The sequence below is a fragment of the Streptomyces sp. NPDC001093 genome (assembly GCF_040298985.1).
GTDB lineage: Bacteria > Actinomycetota > Actinomycetes > Streptomycetales > Streptomycetaceae > Streptomyces.
The window spans coordinates 1-3,749 of sequence record NZ_JBEPBF010000266.1 but is presented as its reverse complement, the minus strand read 5'-3'; the positions used below and the strand labels follow the sequence as shown (position 1 = coordinate 3,749).

The following is a 3,749-nucleotide window of genomic DNA, read 5'->3' as shown; positions in this document are numbered from 1 at the left end:
TCTGCGGGACCTGGTCGCCGACGGCTACGTGGGGCGGGTGCTGTCGACCAGCATGCTCGGGTCGGGCTGGATCGGCGGCGCCACCTACGACGACACCTACGCGTACGTGCTGGACGTCACCAGCGGCGCCACGCTGCTGTCGATCCCCTTCGGGCACTCGGCCGACGCGCTGACCATGGTGCTCGGGGAGTTCCGCGAGGTCTCGGCTCTCATCGAAAACCTGCGCCCGGAGGTCACCCACGTCACGAGCGGGGCGGTCGCGGCCAAGACCGCAGAGGACCAGATCGCCGTCACCGGGGTGCTTGAGTCGGGGGCCGTAGCCGCAATGCACATCCGCGGCGGCACGTCACGCGCCACCGCGTTTCACTGGGAGATCAACGGCACGGACGGCGATCTCGTCGTCAAGGCCGACCAGGCCCAGTGGTGGTACGGGGGGCTGCGGCTCAGCGGAGCCCGGGGAGAGGACGGCACGTTGGCCGAGCTACCGGTTCCCGCCAGCTATCAGCGGTCGCTGACGCAATGGGCCGAGCGACCCGCCGAGCCCGCCTGCAACGTCGCCCACGAGTACGCGCTTCTGCGCGACCAGATCACCGGGAACCCTGCGCCGGATGAGGACGGCGTTCCCGACTTCCGGCACGCCGTCCGGCGACACCGCATGCTGGAGCGGATCCGAGAGGCGGCGCACGCGGGCCGGAAGGTCACACTCGCAGAGCAGGGCGCGTAGGTCCCGAAGTCAGTCAGGTCGTGAGTTCGACTGCTTCGCCCTCGGCAGGTCGGGCTTGTTCAGGCGCGAGGTCACCTCTGTCCGGAATACCGGATACATGCACTGGCGTTGGAGCATGGTGCGAGAACATCCCTACGACGAGGGGACGGATGCCATGCCTCTCGAGGGCGAGTATGAACCCAGCACGACGCAGTGGGTGCGCGAGCAAGTGGAGGCGTACGAGGAATCGGGCGGCACCAAGGGGGCGACGCTGTGGGACACGGGGTGGCCCGTGGTGGTGATGACCACCCGGGGCGCCAAGACCGGCAAGATCCGCAAGGCGCCGGTGATGCGCGTCGAGTGCGACGGGCGCTATGCGGTGGTCGGCTCGTTGGGCGGATCCCCCAGACATCCTCTGTGGTACTTCAACATCAAGGCCGATCCGCACGTCGAACTCCAGGACGGCACCGTGAAGCAGGACATGACGGCCCATGAGGCCACCGGCGAGGAGCGGGCCGAGTGGTGGCGGCGCGCGGTCGCTGTCTTTCCGAGGTACGCCGAGATGCAGAAGAAGACCTCGCGGCAGTTCCCGGTGTTCGTCCTGGAACCTGTCGTCGGGTAGTGACCTCGGGCGGTCTCGGTGTGGGGCCCAGCCCGGAGTCAGCCGATCGCGAGCTGTCCGCCGCGTGCCTCGAGGACCGCGCCGGTGATGTAGCTGGCGCGGGACGAGGCAAGGAACAGAACCGCTTCCGCGAGCTCAAGGCCAGGGTGTTCGCGGCGACCGCCGACCTTGCGGCGCTGGCCGGGTGGGTCAGCCACGACTGCGGCCGGTACGCCACCGCCCAGCGGTACTGGTCGTACGGCATCTACGCGGCCTCCGAGGCCGGGCAGCCGGACCGCGGGGTGGAGATCGTCACCCGCATGTCCCACCAGATGATCTACCTTGGGCACCCCGGCGATGCCCTGGGCCTGCTCGGCGTCGCCGCGAAGAAGGCGAGCTTGCCCGCGACCCGGGCGCTGGTCGCCTCGCAGACCGGTCGGGTGCACGCGGCCCTCGGCGATGAGCAAGGTGCCGAGCGGCACCTTGGCGCCGCTGACGAACTGGTAGCGGACGGCCTGGGCAACGTGCCCGCGTGGGTGGACTACTTCGACGCCGCCGAGCACGCCGGCGCCCGCGCGGTCTCCGCCCGCGACCTTGCTGGTGTCGGCCGCAACCGTCGTGCCAGTGATCACTTCACCGATGCGCTCGCCCTGCGCAGGCCGGGCTTCGACCGGGTGAGGGTCATGGACCGCATCGGGCTGGCCGCCGCGTTGTTCACGGAGAACGAGCCGGAGCAGGGCGCCGCCGCAGCTCACCAGGCGCTGGACGAGGCCGCCCGGGTCGACTCCACGCTGGTCGCCTCCCGCCTCAACACCCTGCTGGATGCCGCCCGCCCGTACCGCACCGCCGTAGTGGACGAGGTCCGCACCCGCGCGGCGGATCTCGCCGCGGCCCGGCCGACCACTGTCGCCGCCTGAGACCATCGGACCCATGGGCAAGCACTCCCGACCCGGACCGCCGAACCAGCCGTCCCGCGCGATCCCTCGCGCCGACGACAGCGACCCGCTCGCGGCGTACCACAAGCGGCGCCGCCCGCCTCACCCTTTTGCGGAACCTACATGCGCACCGCCGTGCCCGGCCTGTTGAGGAGTTCGTTGATGAGTTGTGTGGTCTCGATCTCGAGCGAGCAGTCCAGTTCGCGGTTGACTTGTTGGACGCGGGTGATGGCGGTGTGCAGCCCGGAGCGGTTCCCGCCAGCGGCCTCGATTCGCATCCACGCCCGGTAGAGGAGTTCTGCTGTGGGGTCGGCGTCGAGGCCGGTTGCGACGGCGTGGCGGGCTGCGTTGAGGTCGTGGTGGGGGCCTGCGGGGGTGCGGTGGGTGGTTACGGTGTGTGCGATGTCGGTGATCCGTGTGATCATTTCCTGAGCGTGGGGTTCGGCCCAGGGCAGCGGCCGGCCGCCGAACGGCTTGCCCCGCACCAAGCTCAGTGCTTTCTCCAGGTCGGTGAGGCCTGCTGTGCCCAGTGGTAGGGCGTGTTCGACGAGTTGGAGGAAGCGGGTCCAGTCGCAGCGCATGGTGGGGGCGAGCCGGTAGGGGTCTTCGCCCGTCTTGCGGCGCGGGACGTAGAGGTTGCCGGCAGGGTCGCTGCCCAGGCAGCTGCGCAGGCCTTGCATGCGTGCGTTGAGGGTGCTCGTCGACCACGGGTGGATGGGATCCATGTCGGCACACAGGACATCCGCGCTGCGCCCGGGCCGGAAGTAGAGCAGGGCGGCGAGCTGCGCCATCCTCGGGCCGTGGCCGGTGCTGTCCACGCCCGTCACCTCGACCGGCCCCAGGACCCGGATCTCCGGGGCGTGCAGGTCGTGCGCCTCGCCCTCGTCCGCCTCCGGCGCCGTGGGCTCCTCGACGGCGGCCGCCGGGGCGTCGGCCTCCGCGGCCTGTGCTGGGTCGGTGGAGTCGGCCTCGGCCCAGGGCGCTGGGGCCAAAGGCACGGCTGCTTCGTTGCCCGGGCCGGTCTCGTTGTCGGGCTCGGCCGGCGATGGGGTGGGGGAGGGAAGACGGAGCCCGGAGGGATCGGTGCTGGCGGCGAGCAGGGCCGGGAAGACCTCGCCGCTCACCTCCGTTGCTGCGGGCGGCGACGGGAGCGAGGTGGCGGAGGGCATGATGGACTCCTGCGGCGGTGCCGGCGTGGGTTGCTGTATGCCTTCCAGCTCGTCCGGGACGTCCTGCCAGGGTTCCTCGGCCGGGTGGGGCGGCTGCCCGGATACTTTCAGCGCGGTGGTGATCTGCTGGTAGGCGGCGTGCTCCAGGCGCTGCACGGTGATGTCGGTGCCGGCGTGGTCGAGGTGCTGCGGCTCGCTGAGGGAGGCGTTGATGATCTCCGCCTCGGGGAAGCGAACGGCCGCGGTTGTCCGGTGGCGGTTTTTCTGATCAGTGGCTGGTGGTCTGGCCTGTGTTGATCAGTTTGGCGTGTTGGTGTGGTCGGGGGGTGCGGGCGTTTCGG

The 3,749-nt window shown here is 70.5% G+C and carries 4 protein-coding genes; 3 read left to right on the top strand and 1 reads right to left on the bottom strand.

Going from position 1 to position 3,749, the window contains the following annotated elements:
- The 3 genes from ABT288_RS49640 to ABT288_RS49630 form a co-directional block, all read left to right on the top strand.
- Positions 1-724: Gfo/Idh/MocA family protein (locus ABT288_RS49640; protein ID WP_351623405.1), on the top strand; the 724-nt coding region annotated here is incomplete at its 5' end.
- 154 nt (positions 725-878) lie between these two features.
- Positions 879-1,325: a nitroreductase family deazaflavin-dependent oxidoreductase gene (locus ABT288_RS49635; RefSeq protein ID WP_351623406.1), complete on the top strand. Its 447-nt coding sequence runs from the start codon at positions 879-881 to the stop codon at positions 1,323-1,325.
- Complete coding sequence (locus ABT288_RS49630) at positions 1,325-2,221, top strand: NsdA family TPR-like regulatory protein (RefSeq protein WP_351623404.1); 897 nt, start codon at positions 1,325-1,327, stop codon at positions 2,219-2,221. Before ABT288_RS49635 ends, ABT288_RS49630 begins: the two co-directional genes overlap by 1 nt.
- A 137-nt stretch (positions 2,222-2,358) precedes the next feature.
- On the opposite strand, the gene ABT288_RS49625 is transcribed toward ABT288_RS49630, so the two are convergent.
- Positions 2,359-3,564: a bacterial transcriptional activator domain-containing protein gene (locus tag ABT288_RS49625; RefSeq protein ID WP_351623403.1), complete on the bottom strand. Its 1,206-nt coding sequence runs from the start codon at positions 3,562-3,564 to the stop codon at positions 2,359-2,361.
- Positions 3,565-3,749 lie beyond the last annotated feature (185 nt).

Coding starts and splice junctions, on each gene's coding strand:
- ABT288_RS49635 (WP_351623406.1), top strand. CDS start 879: ATGCCTCTCGAGGGCGAGTATGAACCCAGCACGACGCAGTGGGTGCGC.